This is a genomic window from Thioclava sp. F36-6, from assembly GCF_002020305.1.
Lineage (GTDB): Bacteria > Pseudomonadota > Alphaproteobacteria > Rhodobacterales > Rhodobacteraceae > Thioclava > Thioclava sediminum.
The window spans coordinates 69,171-85,106 of the sequence record NZ_MPZX01000004.1 but is presented as its reverse complement, the minus strand read 5'-3'; the positions used below and the strand labels follow the sequence as shown (position 1 = coordinate 85,106).

Annotated in this window: 16 protein-coding genes; 5 read left to right on the top strand and 11 right to left on the bottom strand. The window is 63.9% G+C overall.

All coding sequences use genetic code 11. The annotated features are described in order from the left end of the window. Positions 1-109 precede the first annotated feature (109 nt). The 10 genes from BMI88_RS17575 to BMI88_RS17530 form a co-directional block, all read right to left on the bottom strand. Entirely contained in the window at positions 110-2,299 is a 2,190-nt protein-coding gene (locus tag BMI88_RS17575; protein WP_078550858.1) for a 3-hydroxyacyl-CoA dehydrogenase NAD-binding domain-containing protein, read from the bottom strand. A gap of 11 nt (positions 2,300-2,310) precedes the next feature. Then, positions 2,311-3,522, bottom strand: coding sequence for an acetyl-CoA C-acetyltransferase (locus tag BMI88_RS17570; protein WP_078550857.1), 1,212 nt, complete (start codon positions 3,520-3,522; stop codon positions 2,311-2,313). A 9-nt stretch (positions 3,523-3,531) separates the two neighbouring features. Beyond that, complete coding sequence (locus BMI88_RS17565; RefSeq protein WP_078550856.1) at positions 3,532-4,158, bottom strand: glutathione S-transferase family protein; 627 nt, start codon at positions 4,156-4,158, stop codon at positions 3,532-3,534. 194 nt (positions 4,159-4,352) lie between these two features. Continuing rightward, positions 4,353-4,889 carry a hypothetical protein gene (locus BMI88_RS17560; protein ID WP_078550855.1) on the bottom strand — a complete coding sequence of 179 codons (537 nt, stop codon included), beginning with the start codon at positions 4,887-4,889 and terminating at the stop codon, positions 4,353-4,355. A gap of 16 nt (positions 4,890-4,905) precedes the next feature. Next, a complete protein-coding gene (locus BMI88_RS17555; protein ID WP_078522325.1) occupies positions 4,906-5,118 on the bottom strand; it encodes a hypothetical protein in 213 nt (70 codons plus the stop codon). A gap of 115 nt (positions 5,119-5,233) precedes the next feature. Then, positions 5,234-5,593, bottom strand: a complete 360-nt coding sequence (locus BMI88_RS17550) for a DUF6404 family protein (protein ID WP_078522326.1) — start codon at positions 5,591-5,593, stop codon at positions 5,234-5,236. A 167-nt stretch (positions 5,594-5,760) separates the two neighbouring features. After that, on the bottom strand, positions 5,761-7,536 hold the full coding sequence (locus BMI88_RS17545) for an acyl-CoA dehydrogenase C-terminal domain-containing protein (protein ID WP_078550854.1): 1,776 nt from the start codon (positions 7,534-7,536) through the stop codon (positions 5,761-5,763). A gap of 29 nt (positions 7,537-7,565) precedes the next feature. Further along, positions 7,566-7,961, bottom strand: a complete 396-nt coding sequence (locus BMI88_RS17540) for a MerR family DNA-binding transcriptional regulator (protein WP_078522328.1) — start codon at positions 7,959-7,961, stop codon at positions 7,566-7,568. A 239-nt stretch (positions 7,962-8,200) separates the two neighbouring features. Further along, positions 8,201-8,569, bottom strand: coding sequence for a MerR family DNA-binding transcriptional regulator (locus BMI88_RS17535; protein WP_078522329.1), 369 nt, complete (start codon positions 8,567-8,569; stop codon positions 8,201-8,203). Between the two features lie 87 nt (positions 8,570-8,656). Then, positions 8,657-9,349: a metal-dependent hydrolase gene (locus BMI88_RS17530; RefSeq protein WP_078550853.1), complete on the bottom strand. Its 693-nt coding sequence runs from the start codon at positions 9,347-9,349 to the stop codon at positions 8,657-8,659. A gap of 180 nt (positions 9,350-9,529) precedes the next feature. Between BMI88_RS17530 and gatC the strand changes: the two genes are divergently transcribed. From gatC to BMI88_RS17510, 4 genes are read left to right on the top strand one after another with little or no spacing between them, the layout of a single operon-like run. After that, positions 9,530-9,817 (top strand): Asp-tRNA(Asn)/Glu-tRNA(Gln) amidotransferase subunit GatC, encoded by a 288-nt coding sequence (gene gatC / locus BMI88_RS17525; protein WP_075775378.1) that lies wholly within the window; start codon positions 9,530-9,532, stop codon positions 9,815-9,817. Further along, entirely contained in the window at positions 9,814-11,292 is a 1,479-nt protein-coding gene (gatA, locus tag BMI88_RS17520; RefSeq protein ID WP_078550852.1) for an Asp-tRNA(Asn)/Glu-tRNA(Gln) amidotransferase subunit GatA, read from the top strand. Before gatC ends, gatA begins: the two co-directional genes overlap by 4 nt. 1 nt (position 11,293) lies before the next feature. Further along, positions 11,294-12,028 (top strand): hypothetical protein, encoded by a 735-nt coding sequence (locus BMI88_RS17515; RefSeq protein ID WP_078550851.1) that lies wholly within the window; start codon positions 11,294-11,296, stop codon positions 12,026-12,028. Continuing rightward, positions 12,025-12,714, top strand: a complete 690-nt coding sequence (locus BMI88_RS17510; protein ID WP_246831923.1) for an N-acetylmuramoyl-L-alanine amidase — start codon at positions 12,025-12,027, stop codon at positions 12,712-12,714. Before BMI88_RS17515 ends, BMI88_RS17510 begins: the two co-directional genes overlap by 4 nt. A gap of 73 nt (positions 12,715-12,787) precedes the next feature. On the opposite strand, the gene BMI88_RS17505 is transcribed toward BMI88_RS17510, so the two are convergent. Next, positions 12,788-14,803: an NADPH-dependent 2,4-dienoyl-CoA reductase gene (locus BMI88_RS17505; protein WP_078550849.1), complete on the bottom strand. Its 2,016-nt coding sequence runs from the start codon at positions 14,801-14,803 to the stop codon at positions 12,788-12,790. A gap of 225 nt (positions 14,804-15,028) precedes the next feature. Between BMI88_RS17505 and BMI88_RS17500 the strand changes: the two genes are divergently transcribed. Further along, on the top strand, positions 15,029-15,934 hold the full coding sequence (locus BMI88_RS17500) for a LysR family transcriptional regulator (RefSeq protein WP_078550848.1): 906 nt from the start codon (positions 15,029-15,031) through the stop codon (positions 15,932-15,934). Positions 15,935-15,936 lie beyond the last annotated feature (2 nt).

Genomic DNA, 15,936 nt, shown 5'->3' with positions numbered 1-15,936 from the left:
CTTTGTTCTGGAGGAAGCTGAGCGTCTCGGACGTTGGAGCGCGTCCGGGGCATAGAAAAACGCCGGGGCCTTTAGGTCCCGGCGTTCTGGTTTCTCTGGCGCTGTCGGATCAGGCGGCTTTCGCGGCCTGACCGTCGCCGTAGCGACCGTAGAAGGTCTCGCCCTTGGCCGCGATGTCGCGCAGCAGTGCCGGGGCCTCGAAGCGCGGGCCGTATTGCGCGGTGAGCGCCTCGCAGATCGTGACGGCCTTGCCGGCGCCGAGAATGTCGAGCCAGCTGAACGGACCACCCGACCACGGGGCGAAGCCCCAGCCGAGGATCGCGCCCACGTCACCCTCACGGATGTCTTCCAGCACGCCCTGCTCGAAGGCACGGACCGCTTCCAGCACCTGCGCCATCAGCAGGCGATGCTGGACGTGATGCACGTCGGGCTGCTCGTCGGCGCGCGGGAACTTGGCGTCGAGGCCTTCCCAGAGGCCCTGACGTTTGCCCTTCTCGTCATAGTCGTAGAAGCCCGCGTTGGACTTGCGGCCCATCCGGCCCTCGTCGGCCATCCAGAACAGCACGTCATCGACCGCCTCATCGGGATAGGCATCGCCCATCGCCGCCTTGGTGGCCTTGGCGATCTTCACGCCGAGGTCGATCGAGGTTTCGTCCACCAGCTGCAGTGGGCCAAGCGGCATACCGACCATCGTGGCCGCATGTTCGACCAGCGTCGGGTTCACCCCCTCTGCCACCATGCGAATCCCCTCGTTGATGTAAGGAATGATGCAGCGGTTGGCGTAGAAGAAGCGCGCGTCGTTGACCACGATCGGGGTCTTGCGGATCTGGCGCACGAAATCGAGCGCTTTCGCCACGGCCACCGGGCCGGTCCCGGCACCCTTGATGATTTCCACCAGCATCATCTTGTCGACGGGCGAGAAGAAGTGGATGCCGATGAACTGCTCGGGGCGCGCGCTGGCCTTGGCCAGTTCGGTGATCGGCAGGGTCGAGGTGTTGGTGGCGAAGATCGCGTCCTGCGGGATGACGGCTTCGGCCTTCTTGGTGACCTCGGCTTTGACGCCCGGATCTTCGAACACGGCTTCCACGATCAGGTCGCAACCCTCAAGGGCGGCGTAATCCGTGGTCGCGTTGATCAGGCCGAGCGTCTTGGCCTTACCTTCCTCGGTGACCTTCTTGCGCGAGATACCCTTGTCGAGGATGCCCTCGGAATAGGATTTCCCGCGATCGGCGGCCTCCTGGCTGTTATCGATCAGCACGACCTCGATACCGGCCTTGGCCGAGACATAGGCAATACCTGCGCCCATCATGCCCGCGCCGAGGATGCCGACCTTCTTCACCTTCTGGTCCGGCACGTCGGGACGGTTCGCGCCTTTCTCCAGCGCGCCCTTGTTGATGAAGAGCGAGCGGATCATCGAGGTCGACGACGGGTTCAGCAGCACGTTGGTGAACCAGCGCGCCTCGATCTTGATCGCCTGATCGAAGGGCACGAGCGCGCCTTCATAGACTGCCGACAAGAGCGCCTTGGCCGCCGGATAGACGCCTGCGGTCTTGCCATGCACCATCGCGGAGGCCCCCACGAAGGTCATGAAGCCCGCCGGGTGATAGGGTGCGCCGCCGGGCATCTTGAAGCCCTTCGCGTCCCACGGTTTGACCAGATCGGCGTCTTTGGCGTTCAGCACCCATTCCTTCGCGGCGGCCAGCGGATCCTCGACGACCTCGTCGATCAGGCCAGCGGCTTTCGCCTTCTTCGGATCCGAGAGCTTGCCTTCCAGCAGGAAGGGCGCCGCCGCCATCGCGCCGAGCTTGCGCGAGACACGGGTGGTGCCGCCGCCGCCGGGGAAGATGCCGACCATGATCTCGGGCAGGCCGATCTTCGCCTTCGGATTGTCCGCGACGAAGGTGCGGTGCGTCGACAGCGGCAGTTCCAGACCGATGCCGAGCGCGGTGCCGGGGATCGCGGTTGCGATCGGCTTGCCGCCCTTGTTGGTCTTCGGGTCCATGCCGGCACGCTCGATCTTGCGCAGGACGTGGTGCATCTGCATCACGCCGTCGAAGATCGCCTGAGCGCCGCCTTCGCGCATCTGCGCGATGACGTTGAGGTCCATGCCGCCCGCGAAATCGGGCTTGCCGGAGGTGATGACGACACCTTTGCATTTGTCATCCGCCAGCGCCTTGTCGATGAAACTGTCGAGGAGCGCGAAGCCCTCCATGCTCATCACGTTCATCGACTTCTCGGGCACGTCCCAAGTGATGACGGCAACGCCGTCGCTGCCAAGTTCGTATTTGAAATCAGCCATTTGTTCCTCCCTCACACGCGCTCGATGATGGTCGCGGCGCCCATGCCGGACGCGACGCAAAGCGTGGCCAGACCGGTGTTCAGGTCGCGGCGTTCCAGCTCGTCCAGCAGCGTGCCGATGATGATCGCGCCGGTGGCGCCGAGCGGGTGGCCAAGCGCGATCGCGCCGCCATTGACGTTGACCTTGTCGGCATCGACCTGGAAGGCCTGCATGAAGCGCAGCACGACCGCGGCAAAGGCCTCGTTCACTTCGAACAGGTCGATGTCGGAGATCGACATGCCCGAATCCGCGAGGATCTTCTCGGTCACCGGAACCGGGCCGGTCAGCATGATCGTCGGATCGGTGCCGATCTTCGCGGTGGCACGGATGCGCGCGCGGGGCTTGAGGCCATGCGCCTCACCGAACTCCTTGTTGCCGATCAGCACGGCGGCGGCACCGTCCACGATACCCGAGGAGTTGCCCGCGTGGTGGACGTGGTTGATGTGATCGAGATGCGGGTATTTCAGCATCGCGACCTTGTCGAAGCCCGGCATCACTTCGCCCATCTCCTTGAAGGAGGGCTTGAGGCCGCCGAGGCTTTCCATCGTGGTGCCCGCCCGCGGGAATTCGTCGTGGTCGAGGATGGTCAGACCGTTCTGGTCCTTCACCGGCACGATCGATTTCGCGAACCGGTTGTCCTTGATCGCCTCGGCCGCACGGCGCTGCGATTCCACGCCGAGCGCGTCGACGTCTTCGCGGCTAAAGCCGTATTCGGTCGCGATGATATCGGCCGAGATGCCTTGCGGGACGAAATAGGTCTTCATCGCGAGCGACGGGTCCACGGCGATGGCTGCGCCGTCCGAGCCCATCGCGACGCGGCCCATCATTTCGACGCCGCCTGCGATGTAGCCCATGCCAGCGCCGCCGCGCACTTGGTTGGCGGCGAGGTTTACCGCTTCCATGCCGGATGCGCAGAAGCGGTTGATCGACAGGCCGGGGATGCGCTCGTCGAGATCCGACAGAAGCACCGCCGAGCGCGCAAGGCAGCCGCCCTGCTCCATCACCTGAGTCGCGTTGCCCCAGATCACGTCCTCGACCGCGTGACCTTCGAGGTTGTTACGCTCCGCCACCGCGTTCAGCAGCCGCGCCGACAGCGCGACCGAGCTGACCTCGTGCAACGAGCCGTCCTTGCGGCCCTTGCCCCGCGGGGTGCGGGCTGCGTCATAGATATAGGCTTCCGTCATGGTTCCTCCTCACGCCCGGTCGGAAGGATTGCCGGGCATCAAATCATAGGGGTGTTTCCAACCGGGCAGGGCAGCGATGCCATCCAGCCAACGGTCGATATTGGGGAATTCCTTGCGGTCGAACCCGAAGGGCTCGGGGTAGTAGAGGTAGCCGCAGCAGGCGAAATCGGCCAAGCTGGGCTGGTCGCCGACGACCCAGTCGCGGCCGTCCATATGCCGCTCGAGCGTCTTGATCGCGGTCAGCACGCGGCCCTTGAGCCAGCCGATCGCCTCTTGCGGACGCTTCTCTTCGGGCAGGAAGTTCATCAGGAAACGCAGGCCGCCTTGCTGGCCCGAGCCCTTTTGCGCGTCCCAGAACATCCAGCGCAGCATCTCGTTGCGATCCTCGGCGAGGAATTTGCCGGTCTGCTCCGCGATGTGAAGCTGGATGACGCAGGATTGCGACAGCGTCAGGTCGCCCTCTTTGAAGACGGGTGCTTCGGCCATTTCGTTCAGCGACTGATACTCGGCGCTGCGCGCCTCGCCGTTGAAGAAATCGACATAGACAGGCTCCCAGTCGTAGCCCGCCAGTTCCATCGTCAGCGCCGCCTTGTAGGCGTTGCCAGACTCACCAAAGCAATAAAGTTGTGCCGCCATTCGCTGCGGTCCTCCCTGATCACGGGGCCAATCTGACCCCTAAGTGACGCGAACGTAAGCCCCTCATGAGCATTTCGCCGCAACGTCATTCCAGCACGACGTCGCGTCCAACGCGAGGGAGAGGACGGCGTTCCGTCGCGAGAGGTGAACGGACGTGAACGGAAAGCGCGGAAAAAGCGATGGAAGCGGTGCGGTTAGCGCACCGCTTCCATCGTGCCTTTGGGGAACTCGATGCCTTCGAAATCGGGATAGACCTTGCGCAGAACCGCGATCTGCGCCGGGCTGTCGATCCGCACGAGATACCATTCCTCGCCGTCTTGCAGCGCCAGCGTGGTGTTGGTCGAGCGCACCTTGCCCATATCGGGCACCTCCATCACCGTCGAGGTCGGGATCTGCGCATAGGCCCGACCCGAAGACGTCTCTCCGGTCTTCATCGCGGCGATGTTCATCTCGAAATCGTCGATCGTCACCGAGGCCATTGCGTCGTTGATCTGCTTGCGCATGATGTCTTCGAGCTGCTCTTTCGGCACGCCCGTCTGATCCGCAATTGCCTGCATCATCTTCGGCGGCACCGTGTCGAAGAAGACCGAGTAATCCTTCGCATCCACTGCCTTGGTGAAACCCGCGACTTCCTGCGTGACCGCGTTGCGGTCGGCGGCATCGAACGCGAGCGCAGGCAGGGCCGAGAGGGCAAGGGACGCGACAGCGAAAGCGAGAGACAGGCGGGTCATTGATGTCCTTTCGAAATCAGGCTTTGCGCTCGCCAAGCTCGGCCTTGAACAGCCGCAGGCGGTGGTTGAGATTTTCCTCGTGGGTGACGGAGTTGAAATGCTCGAACAGGAAGGTCAGCGCCTCGTCGGGCGTGATCTCCGCCTCCTGCGCGAAGCGATTGAGTCTGCGATAGGCGTCGTTGGTCATGGCGACGGGAAAGCGACGGGTCAGGCGCAGGCGTTTGGGCATTCAGGCTCCGGGGCAATGTAGCGCGGAAAGGCGCGTCAGGTTGCGCGCAGCTTAGGAAGAAACCTGCGCGCTGGCCAGACCGCCGGTGCCTTGGGGTCGTGCATGGGAATCGCCCCTAGAGGTCGTCCCAATCGCTCAGCCCGAGCTTGTTCTTGCGGTGGATCTGCCACAGCGCCATCAGCGCGCCAAACGCGAGTGCCGAGATCACCAGCGTCACCAGATGCGGCGCGAAGGACATGCCCTCGGTCGCGCTCAGCAGGTGGTCCACCAGAAGCTGCGCGACCGCGAAGCCGGCTGCGAAGATCAGCAGGTTCTGCTTCCAGTCGAGATAGGGAATCGGACGCGGCTCGAAGCCCAGCCAATGCAGCACCCGCGCACCCATTGGCGGCCGGGTCGAGCGGAACACGCCCCGCGCACGCAGCTCTGCGAGAGCGGCGTCGTAACGGCGGTTGGTTTCTGCATTGTCGAGATACATGGCGGCGGGACTCGGTGGGAATCGTCTCTGGTTGGAGATTCCGAGGGTAGACCCGCACGGCCGCAAAACAATCGTCCGGCGCTACACTTCGCCTGACATGGCGGTGATTGAAAATTGAAACGGCGGGCCGAGGCCCGCCGTTCATTTTTTCGTTGGATCCGGTCGCCTTAGAACTGGTCGTCGGCGAGCGCCATGACCGGGTCCGCGCCGGTCTCGATCCGTGCGAGGTGCATCGCGCAGGCCGGAAGCTGACGCGCCATGTAGTAGCGACCCGTCGCGATCTTGCCTTCGTAGAACGCGGTGTCCGAGGCGCCGTTGTCGAGCGCGGTGAAGGCGGCTTTCGCCATCCGCGTCCACATCAGGCCGAGGCAGACATGTCCCATCAGATGCATGAAGTCATAGCTGCCCGAGAGCGCCGCGTTCGGGTTCTTCATGCCGTTTTGCATGAAGAACATGCCCGCCGTCTGAAGCTGCTTGGAGGCATTTTTCAGCGCGTCGGTGAAGGGCTTCATCCGCTCGTCATCGTCATGCGATTTGCACTCGGCTTTGACCATCTCGAAGAAGGCCATGACGTGCTTGCCGCCGTCCTGAGCGAGCTTGCGGCCCACCAGGTCGAGCGCCTGAATGCCGTTCGCGCCTTCGTAGATCATCGCGATGCGCGCGTCGCGCACATGCTGCGACATCGGCCAGTCCTCGGTATAGCCGTGGCCACCGAAGACCTGCTGCGCGGAGACGGCGGTCTCGAAGCCCTTGTCGGTCAGGAAGCCCTTGATGACCGGGGTCATCAGCGAGATCAGACCTTCGGCCTCGGCGTCGTTGAGCGCATGGGAGCGGTCGATCAGATGCGCGCCCCAGAAGGTGAAGGCGCGCGCGCCCTCGACGAAGCTCTTCTGATCCATCAGCATCCGGCGCACGTCCGGGTGCACGATGATCGGATCGGCGGCTTTCTCGGGCGCTTTCACGCCGGTCACGTCGCGACCCTGCGTGCGGTCCTTGGCGTAAGCCACGGCTTCCTGATAGGCGGCTTCGGCCACGGCATAGCCTTGCAGGCCCACGCCGAGACGCGCTTCGTTCATCATCGTGAACATCGCGCGCATCCCCTTGTGGAGATCGCCCAGCAGCCAGCCCTTCGCGCCGTCATAGTTCATGACGCAGGTCGCGTTGCCGTGGATGCCCATCTTCTCTTCGAGCTTGCCGACCGAGAGCGAGTTGCGCTCGCCCAGCGAGCCGTCCTCGTTGACGAGGAATTTCGGCACGATGAAGAGCGACACGCCCTTGGTGCCTTCGCCACCGCCCGGCGCTTTCGCCAGCACGAGGTGAATCACGTTATCCGACAGGTCGTGATCGCCCGCCGAGATGAAGATCTTCGTGCCGGTGATCGCGTAGGAGCCATCGTCCTGCGGCTCGGCCTTGGTGCGCATGAGACCCAGATCGGTGCCGCAATGGGGCTCCGTCAGGTTCATCGTGCCGGTCCAGTCGCAGGTGACCATCTTCGGCAGATAGGTCTGCTTCTGCTCGTCCGTGCCGTGCGTGTGGATCGCCGAATAGGCGCCGTGGGTCAGGCCCTGATACATGTTGAAGGCCATGTTGGCCGAGACGAACATCTCGCCCACCGCGCAGTTGAGCAGGTAGGGCATGCCCTGACCGCCGAACTCGGGATCGCAATCGAGCGCGGTCCAGCCGCCCTCTTTCATCGCCTCGAACGCCTTGTCGAACCCTTTCGGCGTGCGGACCACGCCGTTTTCGAGCACGCAGCCTTCCTTGTCGCCCACCTCGTTCAGCGGGGCCAGCACCTCGGACGAGACCTTCCCGGCCGCATCCAGAACGGCCTCGGTGAAGTCGCGGTCCATTTCCTCGTAACCCGGCACATCCGAATTCGAGACTTTGAGCAGCTCATGCAGCACAAACTGCATGTCCTTGGTGTTGGCGATAAAGCTCGACATGGTTCGCTCCCTTTAGTCGTCTTCGCGGATCAGGCCGCGTCGTCGTGGCGCGCCTTCTCCAGTTCCTTCTCCGCCCACTCGATCTGACCGGCCAGTTCGTCGATCGCCTGACCCAGTTCCTCGCGTTGGCGCGTCATTTCCTCCAGACGTTGCTGTGCGAGCTTGATCGTCTCGTTCAGCTGCGTCTTCTGCTTGTCGCCCATCTCGTAGAGGTCCAGCAGCTGGCGGATATCCTCCAGCGAAAACCCGAAACGTTTGCCGCGCAGGATCAGTTTCAGCCGGGCGCGATCGCGTCGCGTAAACAGCCGCTTCTGTCCCTCGCGAATGGGAAACAGCAACTCCTTGCTTTCGTAGAACCGCAGGGTGCGCGGGGTCACCTCGAAGGCGTCGCACATCTCGCGGATCGTCATTACTGTGTCGGTCATACTCTCTGCCTCGCGTTTCCTTTGCGTAATGCGACGCGGCAAATCGTCTGCCTGCGGCCACATTACAAGACTTCTTTACGTTCGCGTCACCGTAACGTGGCGTCACGAATCCAATGACGTAATGTCAGGGAATTTTTACCGTACGGTAAAGCAAGTTTCTTTCCTCGAAACTCGCCATAATCGTCAAGCTCACAAGGCGCTCTCACGACCTCGCTGACGTTAAGGAATGCATTTCAGGGTCAAGAATCAAGTGTGTCCCGAACCTGATCACGCAATTGTCGGAGGTCGTCGATAGCCGCGTCCAATTCTTCACGCTGCTGCGTCAATACGTCAAGCTGCCGATCGGCAAGTTCGACCCAGACGCGGTTCTGCTCTTCCGTGCCTTGCTGATCGTAGATCATCAGCCACTGGCGCAGTTCCTCGAGCGAGAAGCCAAATCGGCGACCGCGCAGGATCAACGTCATCCGCGCGACCTCGCGCGGACCGTAATAGCGCGAACGCCCTTCCTTCTGGGGATTGAGAAGCTCGATATACTCGTAATAGCGCAGCGTGCGCGGGGTCACGTCGAACCGCTCGCACATCTCCTTGAAGGACAATAAGTCTGACATCTATTCGGCCTCCCGATCCGGGCGAGAAGCTAGCGCGCCGGGCTGCAAGCTGCAAGCAATGCCGCCCGCGACCCGGCGCGCTTCAGCTTAGAGCTCGATCGCTTTGAGTATCTCGGGTTCGATGACATCCACCCCCGGCAAGCCGTCGATGAGCGGCTGGGCCGATTGCTCCAGCGCATCGAAGGTCTTGTAGTGGCAGGGGATGACGGTCTTGAAGTTGAAATACTTCTTCGACGCCCAGGCCGCGCGCTTCATGTCCATCGTGAAATGGCCGCCCGCTGCGAGGATGCCGATATCGGGATTATGCAGCTCGCCCATCCAATCCATGTCGGCCATGATATCGGTGTCGCCGCTGACATAGACCGTGTGGCCTTCGACCGCGATCATGAAGCCCGCGGGCTGGCCTGCATAGACCGGGTCGCCGCCCTTGTAGTCGATCGAGGCCGAATGGGTCGCGTTGACCATCGTAACCTTCGCGCCGCCCAAATCGACCGTGCCGCCTTTGCCGAAGCCGACGGTTTCGACCCCCTCGGCGCCAAGGATGATCGACAATTCGTGAATGCAGTAGATCGGAATGCCCAGTTCCTTCGCGATCGGCACCGCATCGGAGGCGTGATCGCCATGGCCATGGGTCAGCAGAAGATGCGTCGCGCCTTCGATCGCTTCGCTGCGCTTATCGTCCGGAAAGACCGGCGAGCCGGTCAGGAACGGGTCGAGCAGGATCACCGCATCGCCGGTTTCGATGCGGAAGCCGGAATGGCCGAGCCAAATGACTTTCATATGGGTTTCCTCCGTTAGGCACTTCGATTGTGACAGGGTGACGTATCAGCACTGTGCAGGTTCCAAGATTAGCGCGCAAATTCGCGTGTGACAGGGCAGGGGCCCGCTGATGCGGGGCGCGGCGCTTGAAAGCCCCAGTGGCTCGGGCTAAACCGCCTTCCAAGACAAGCGGAGAAGCACATGTCCATTGATATCGACACCGCCCGCAAAGTGGCGCATCTGGCCCGGATCCGGGTGCCCGAAGACCATCTGCCCGAGCTCGCGCAGGAGCTTTCCAGCATCCTGACCTTCATGGAGCAGCTCAACGAGGTCGACGTCGAGGGCGTCGAGCCGATGACCTCAGTGACGCCGATGCGCCTCAAGCGCCGCGTCGACGAGGTGACCGATGGCGGTTATCCCGAGAAAATCCTCAAGAACGCCCCCGATGCCCGTGAGGGCTTCTTTGCCGTGCCGAAGGTGGTCGAATGAGCCTGAACAAACTGACGATTGCCGACGCGCGCGACGCGTTGAAAAAGGGCGATGTGACCGCGGTCGAACTGACCGAGTCCTGCCTGAACGAGATCGAGGGCGCAGGCGCGCTGAATGCTTACGTGCACAAGACCCCCGAGATCGCGCGGGAGCAGGCCAAGGCCGCCGATGCCCGCATCAAGTCGGGCGACGCGCCCGCGATGTGCGGTATCCCGCTGGGCATCAAGGATCTTTTCGCGACCAAGGGCGTAGCGACGCAGGCCGCGTCGAACATCCTCGACGGGTTCAAGCCGGAATACGAATCCACCGTCACGCAGAACCTGTGGGATGCGGGCGCGGTGATGCTCGGCAAGCTGTCGATGGATGAATTCGCGATGGGCTCGTCGAACGAGACCGCTTGCTACGGTCCCGCCGTGAACCCGTGGAAGATCGACGACCGGCAACTGACCCCGGGCGGCTCCTCGGGCGGATCCGCTGCCGCCGTGGCTGCCGATCTGTGCCTTGCCGCGACCGGCACCGATACCGGCGGCTCGATCCGCCAGCCCGCCGCCTTCACCGGCATCGTCGGCATCAAGCCGACCTATGGCCGGGTCTCGCGCTGGGGTGTGGTGGCCTTTGCCTCCTCGCTCGATCAGGCGGGCCCGATGACCAAATCGGTGCGCGACGCGGCGATCATGCTGGGCACGATGTGCTCGCACGATCCGAAGGATTCGACCTCCGCCGATATTCCGGTCCCGGATTTCGAGGCGGCGCTGACCGGCGACATTCGCGGCAAGAAAATCGGTATCCCGAAGGAATACCGCATCGAAGGCATGCCCGCCGAGATCCAGAAGCTCTGGGATGACGGCATCGCGATGATGAAAGATGCGGGAGCCGAGATCGTCGATATCTCGCTGCCGCATACGAAATACGCACTGCCCGCTTATTACGTCGTGGCCCCGGCGGAAGCCTCGTCGAACCTCGCGCGCTATGATGGCGTGCGCTACGGCCACCGCGCCAAGCTCGCGGCGGGCGAGGGCATCGTCGACATGTACGAGAAGACCCGCGCCGAAGGCTTCGGCCCCGAGGTCCAGCGTCGCGTGATGATCGGCACCTATGTGCTGTCGGCAGGCTTCTACGACGCCTATTACAACCGCGCCCGCAAGGTCCGCGCGTTGATCAAGCGCGACTTCGAAGAAGTTTTCGCGCAGGGCATCGACTCGATCCTGACGCCCGCCACCCCGTCGGCCGCTTTCGGTCTGGGCGAGATGGACGGCGCCGATCCGGTCGAGATGTATATGCAGGATGTGTTCACCGTGACGGTGAACCTTGCGGGTCTTCCCGGCGTTTCGGTGCCGTGCGGACTGGACAGCAAAGGGCTTCCGCTGGGGCTGCAACTCATCGGGCGGCCCTGGGAAGAGGGCGATCTGCTGAATCACGCCCATGTCCTCGAACAGGCCGCAGGCTTCTCGGCCAAACCGGAGAAATGGTGGTAACATGAAACAGGCACTCGCGATCCTCGGCGGCGTTCTGGCCCTCTCGGGCTGTATCTCTTCGATTCCCGACAGTGGCCCCGAAGCCCGTCGCGAGGCCGAACTGCGCGGCCAGCCCATCGTGCCGCCTTCGGCGCAGAGCGTCCTGCCGACCGACAACGGCACGACGAATCCCGACGCGCCCGGCGCGCCGCTGAATGCGACCGGCACGGCGACGCCCGGCACGACCAATGCGCTCTCCGCACCGACCATCGACGCGGGCGGCACCATCGGCAACGACCCGTCGACCTCGGCCTCCAGCTCGAATGGCGGCGACAATAGCGGCGCTGCGATCGGGGCCGATGCGATGGCAGCACTGCAGCAGACCGACGCGTCGAACAGCACCGCCGGGTCAAGCACCACGGCCAGCTCGCCGGGTTTCGACACCACCGCGTCGAGCAGCCTCGCCACCGCGCCCGTCGCGCAGAACACGATCAGCAATCAGGACAGCTCGGGGCCGAACCTCGCCGCCTATGCGCTCTCCGTATCGAACCGGCCGGGTGATTCCGTCTACAAGCGGTCGGGCATCAAGTTGACCTCCGCGAGCAAGGCTTGCGCAAAATACACGTCCGCCGATCAGGCGCAGCGCGCCTTCCTCTCGGCAGGCGGCCCGCAGAAAGACCGGCTGAACCTCGATCCCGATGGCGACGGTTTCGCCTGCGGTTGGGATCCGACGCCGTTCCAGCAAGCGCGTCAGTGAGCGCCGACTGGCCCTCGCCCAATTACGGCCCGCGCCGCGATGGGGCGGTGCCGGAACTTATCGTCATCCACTACACCGCGATGTGGTCCTGCGAGGCCGCGCGCACGCGCCTGTGCCTGCCCGAGGCGGAGGTCTCCGCGCATTGGCTGATCGGTCGCGATGGCTCGGTCGAGCAGCTCGTGCCTGAGGAGATGCGCGCCTGGCACGCGGGCTTGGGAAGCTGGCAGGGGCTGGGCGATGTGAATTCGCGCTCCATCGGGATCGAGTTGGACAATGAAGGCGATCGCCCGTTCCCAGAGCCGCTGATGGCGTCGCTCGAGGCGCTTCTGCCGCAGATCATGCGCCGCTGGGCAATCGCGCCGGAAAACGTCATCGGCCACTCGGATTTCGCGCCCGAGCGCAAGATCGATCCCGGGCCGCGTTTCGATTGGCAGCGCCTCGCGCGGCAGGGCCTGGCGATCTGGCCTGAACGCGGCACTGCTGCGCCTGCGGTCGATCCCGAGAGTTTCCTCGCGCTGGCCTCCAGCCTCGGCTACCCGGAAGCGCCGCTCGCGACGATCCTGCCCGCTTTCCGCCTGCGCTTCCGTCCGCGCCATGAGGGGCCGCTGGATACGGTCGATATGGCACTGGTCGCCGATCTGGCGATGCGCTTCGGCGCAGATGGCGGGGCGTGGCGATCCAGCTGAGGAAGATGAGGGGGCGCTGCCCCCGCTCGCGATGCGAGCCCCCCGGGATATTTCTTCCAAGCCGAAGAGGTGATCAGAGCGCTGCGGCGAGCCGGGTGCCCTGATCGATGGCGCGTTTCGCGTCGAGTTCCGCTGCCACATCCGCGCCGCCGATCACATGCGGGGTGCGGCCCGCCGCGATCAGCGCATCGGCCAGCGAGCGGTCCGAGAGTTGGCCCGCGCAGAGCACGACCGTATCGGCCTCGATCAGCGTCGGGTTCTCGCGCGCCTCTCCGAACGTGACATGCAGCCCCTCGGCAGTGATCTTCTCGTAATTCACGCCGCCGATCATTTTCACGTCCTTCATATGCAGCGCCGCGCGGTGAACCCAGCCCGTGGTCTTGCCGAGGCGGCGGCCGAGTTTTTCCTTCTTGCGCTGCAACAGCGTCACTTCGCGGGCAGGGGCTTCGGGCTCGGGCTTGGTCAACCCGCCCGGCGTCTGCGCCGGATCGCCGACGCCCCATTCGCGCTTCCAGTCTTCCAGATCCAGCGTCGGGCTTTCGGTCACCGTCAGGAATTCGGCCACATCGAAACCGATGCCGCCCGCGCCGATCACCGCGACACGTTTGCCGGCGGTGACGCGGCCCTTCAGGATGTCGATGTAACTCACGACCTGCCCGCCCTCGGTCGGGATTTCCGGGTCGCGCGGCTGCACGCCGGTCGCGATGATGATCTCGTCGAAGGGGGCGAGCAATTCGGGCGTGGCGTCGGTTTCCAGCTTCACCGTCACGCCGGTCTTTTCGACCATGGTCTTGAACCAGTCGGTGAGCCCGTGGAATTCCTCTTTGCCGGGGATCGCGCGTGCCATGGTCAGCTGCCCGCCGAGTTCCGAGGCTCGATCGAACAGGGTCACCGCGTGGCCGCGCTCGGCCGCGGTGATCGCGGCAGACAGGCCCGCCGGGCCCGCGCCGACGACGGCGATGGATTTCGGCGCGTCGGTCTTGGTGATGACGATCTCGGTCTCATGGGCGGCGCGCGGATTCACGAGACAGCTCGAGACCTTGCCTTGGAAGGTATGATCCAGACAGGCCTGGTTGCAGGCGATGCAGGGCGCGATCTCGGCGGCGCGGCCCTCTTTCGCCTTCACCACGAAATCCGCATCGGCGAGGAAGGGACGCGCCATCGAAACCATGTCGGCGCAGCCTTCGCCCAGCACCTCTTCGGCGACTTCAGGCGCGTTGATCCGATTGGACGTGATGACCGGGATCGAGACCTCGGGCTTGAGCCGTCCGGTGAGCCAAGTGAAGGCCGCGCGCGGCACCGACGTCACGATGGTCGGCACCCGCGCCTCGTGCCAGCCGATGCCGGTGTTGAGCATCGTGGCGCCCGCCGCCTCGACGGCCTTGGCGAGCGTGACGACCTCGTCCCAGGTCGAGCCGTCGGGGATCAGGTCGATCAGCGAGATGCGGAAAATCACGATGAAATCGGGGCCGACCGCTTCGCGCACGCGCTTGACCACTTCGACGGGCAGGCGCATCCGGTTCTCGAACGAGCCGCCCCAGGCGTCTTCGCGCTTGTTGGTGTGGCGCACGAGGAACTGGTTGAGGAAATAGCCCTCGGAGCCCATCACCTCGACGCCGTCATACCCCGCCTCGCGGGCGCGCGCGGCGGCGGTGGCAATGTCGGCGATCTGCTTCTCGATCCCGGCTTCGTCGAGCTCTTTCGGCAGGAAGGGGGAGATCGGGGATTTGATGGCCGAGGGGGCCACGCAATCGGGGCCATAGGCGTAGCGCCCGGCGTGCAGGATTTGCATCGCGATCCGACCGCCCGCTTCGTGGACGCGGTCGGTGATGATCTTGTGATGCGCGATGTCCTCGGGGGTGAACAGGCCCGCCGCGCCGGGGAACACGCCGCCTTCATTATTGGGGGCCATGCCGCCGGTCACCATCAGCGCGACACCGCCGCGCGCGCGCTCGGCATAGAACTCGGCCACCGCATTCCAGTCGCCGCGCTCTTCGAGATTGGTGTGCATCGAGCCCATCAGCACGCGGTTCGGCAGCGTCACATGGCCCAGATCGAGCGGCGTGAAGATATGCGGATATTGGCTCATGTAACCCTCCCTGATTTGGCCCGCACTCTGCGGCGCGAGGCCAAGCTTGTCACGTCAAACGCGGCGTCAGAGCGAAAGCGCCACCGTTTCGCAGGGATCACCAACCTGCGGGATTCTCTCCGATTGTTACCCTCGTATTGTCGCCGCGAAGTCTAAATTGCGCCCGATTTCGTGCCGATAAGCGGGAAATAAGAAACAGAAATTACAAGCCGAAGGGTGTTTGGGATGGATCGCCTGACTGAAATGGAAGCCTTTGCCACCGTTGTGGACCAAGGGGGCTTCACCGATGCGGCCAAGAAGATGGGCATCTCCAAATCGGCTGTGTCGAAACACGTCTCGGCGTTGGAGGCGCGCCTCGGCGCACGTCTTCTGAATCGCACCACCCGTCGCGTTTCGCCGACGGAAATCGGGCTGGCCTATTACGATCGCGCGCGTCGTGTTCTCAATGATGCGGGCGAGGCCGATGCGCTGGTCACGTCGATGCAGACGGCGCCCTCGGGGCTGCTGCGCATCTCGGTCGCCACCGATTTCGGTGTGAATCTTCTCTCGCCCGTTCTGGGCGAATTCCTGCAGGAATTTCCCGAAATCACCGTGAATATGGTGCTGAACAACCGCTACGTCGAACTCATCTCCGAAGGGTTCGACATGGCGATCCGCGTCGGCGAGCTGGAGGATTCGAGCCTGCGCGCGCGCAAGCTGACCGAGACTTCGCGCCGGATGATTGCCTCGCCGGATTACTTCAAGAAATTCGGCCGCCCCGAGCGGATCGACGATCTCAACGACCACAAGCTGCTGCATTACTCCAACCAGTCGGCGGGCAATGTCTGGAAGCTGACCGCGCCTTCGGGCGAGCGGCGTCAGGTTCGCTCGGCGGGCTGGCTGACGGTCAATGACGGCCAGTCGCTGCTGCATGCTGCGACGGCCGGTCTGGGGATCGCGTATCTGCCCTCGTTCCTTTACGCCGATGCGATGCGCGAAGGACTGGTGGAAGAGGCGATGCCCGATCTGCCGATGGAGACGCTGGGCATCTACGCGATCTATCCGCCGGGCCGTTTCACTCAGCCGAAAGTGCGCGCCTTCATAGATTTCCTCGCCAAGACCTTCGCCGAGAAGGGCCCCGACAACTGGTGAGA

Excerpts from the sequence above, each read along its gene's own strand:
- BMI88_RS17575 (WP_078550858.1), bottom strand. The coding sequence starts at position 2,299 with ATGGCTGATTTCAAATACGAACTTGGCAGCGACGGCGTTGCCGTCATC.
- BMI88_RS17570 (WP_078550857.1), bottom strand. The coding sequence starts at position 3,522 with ATGACGGAAGCCTATATCTATGACGCAGCCCGCACCCCGCGGGGCAAG.
- BMI88_RS17565 (WP_078550856.1), bottom strand. The coding sequence starts at position 4,158 with ATGGCGGCACAACTTTATTGCTTTGGTGAGTCTGGCAACGCCTACAAG.
- BMI88_RS17560 (WP_078550855.1), bottom strand. The coding sequence starts at position 4,889 with ATGACCCGCCTGTCTCTCGCTTTCGCTGTCGCGTCCCTTGCCCTCTCG.
- BMI88_RS17555 (WP_078522325.1), bottom strand. The coding sequence starts at position 5,118 with ATGCCCAAACGCCTGCGCCTGACCCGTCGCTTTCCCGTCGCCATGACC.
- BMI88_RS17550 (WP_078522326.1), bottom strand. The coding sequence starts at position 5,593 with ATGTATCTCGACAATGCAGAAACCAACCGCCGTTACGACGCCGCTCTC.
- BMI88_RS17545 (WP_078550854.1), bottom strand. The coding sequence starts at position 7,536 with ATGTCGAGCTTTATCGCCAACACCAAGGACATGCAGTTTGTGCTGCAT.
- BMI88_RS17540 (WP_078522328.1), bottom strand. The coding sequence starts at position 7,961 with ATGACCGACACAGTAATGACGATCCGCGAGATGTGCGACGCCTTCGAG.
- BMI88_RS17535 (WP_078522329.1), bottom strand. The coding sequence starts at position 8,569 with ATGTCAGACTTATTGTCCTTCAAGGAGATGTGCGAGCGGTTCGACGTG.
- BMI88_RS17530 (WP_078550853.1), bottom strand. The coding sequence starts at position 9,349 with ATGAAAGTCATTTGGCTCGGCCATTCCGGCTTCCGCATCGAAACCGGC.
- gatC (WP_075775378.1), top strand. The coding sequence starts at position 9,530 with ATGTCCATTGATATCGACACCGCCCGCAAAGTGGCGCATCTGGCCCGG.
- gatA (WP_078550852.1), top strand. The coding sequence starts at position 9,814 with ATGAGCCTGAACAAACTGACGATTGCCGACGCGCGCGACGCGTTGAAA.
- BMI88_RS17515 (WP_078550851.1), top strand. The coding sequence starts at position 11,294 with ATGAAACAGGCACTCGCGATCCTCGGCGGCGTTCTGGCCCTCTCGGGC.
- BMI88_RS17505 (WP_078550849.1), bottom strand. The coding sequence starts at position 14,803 with ATGAGCCAATATCCGCATATCTTCACGCCGCTCGATCTGGGCCATGTG.
- BMI88_RS17500 (WP_078550848.1), top strand. The coding sequence starts at position 15,029 with ATGGATCGCCTGACTGAAATGGAAGCCTTTGCCACCGTTGTGGACCAA.